This window comes from Aurantimonas marina (assembly GCF_017183135.1).
Classification (GTDB): domain Bacteria; phylum Pseudomonadota; class Alphaproteobacteria; order Rhizobiales; family Rhizobiaceae; genus Aurantimonas; species Aurantimonas marina.
On record NZ_JADDXW010000054.1, the window covers coordinates 1 to 915 of the forward strand.

The window sequence follows — 915 nt, forward strand, 5'->3', positions numbered from 1 at the left end:
CCTTAGAGTCCGTCCGGGAAGTCATGAGGCCCGGCCGAGACGCCGCACAAGGATCATGACGGAGGCGGCGTAGAGGAAGGCGGTTGCTGAGGCGATGCTCGCCTCGGGATCCTTCCACAGGCGCCGATTTCTGCTGATCCAGGCGAAGAAGCGTTCGACTACCCAGCGCCGCGGGTGAACGGCGAAGCCGACCTGGTCGGGTGGCTTTCGCACGATCTCGACGTCGATCAGGGAGGCGTTTTGCGGCCGGTGGCCGCAATAGCCCATGTCGGCAAAGGCTCTTTCGACGAACGGGTAGGATTTGCGAGAGATCCGCAAGACGGGGACGGCGCCGTCCCTATCCTGGATGTTGGCAGGCTGTGGGTCGATGATGAGAGCTCGGCCATCCGTATCGACCATCGCCTGGCGTTTGCGCCCGGCGACCTTCTTGCCGGCGTCGTAGCCTTTCGGTCCGCCGCTCTCCGTGGTCTTCACGCTCTGACTGTCGATGACGGCGGCGCTCGGCGAGGCCTCGCGGCCGCTCCGTTCGCGATCGGCCATGACCAGACGATGATTGATGCTGGCGAAGACGCCGCCGTCACGCCAGCGGCTGAAATAATCGAAGACCGTGCTCTTGGGCGGCAAATCCTTGGGGATCAAACGCCAGGGCACGCCGCCCCGCAGAACATAGAAGATCGCGTTGAGGATCTCGCGCATCGACCATTTCGGCGGCCGTCCCATTCCGCTCGGACGGGGCAGCAACGGTTCCAGAATCTTCCATTCCGCGTCCGTCAGGTCGGTTTCGTAGCGCAGGTGCTCGCGGTTATGCTGCGCGCGAGTGGTCGGGGTCCACATGGCTCTTCCAGATCAGGCTTAAGACACCCTCTGGAATCATCGCCATCCCGACCATTCAACCCTTTCCGGACGGGCTCTTAG

Annotated in this window: 1 protein-coding gene; it reads right to left on the reverse strand. The window is 63.3% G+C overall.

Features of this window, described 5'->3' with window-relative positions:
• Window positions 1-21: 21 nt before the first annotated feature.
• Window positions 22-834, reverse strand: a complete 813-nt coding sequence (locus ING15_RS19260; protein ID WP_206456461.1) for an IS5 family transposase — start codon at window positions 832-834, stop codon at window positions 22-24.
• Between the last annotated feature and the right edge of the window lie 81 nt (window positions 835-915).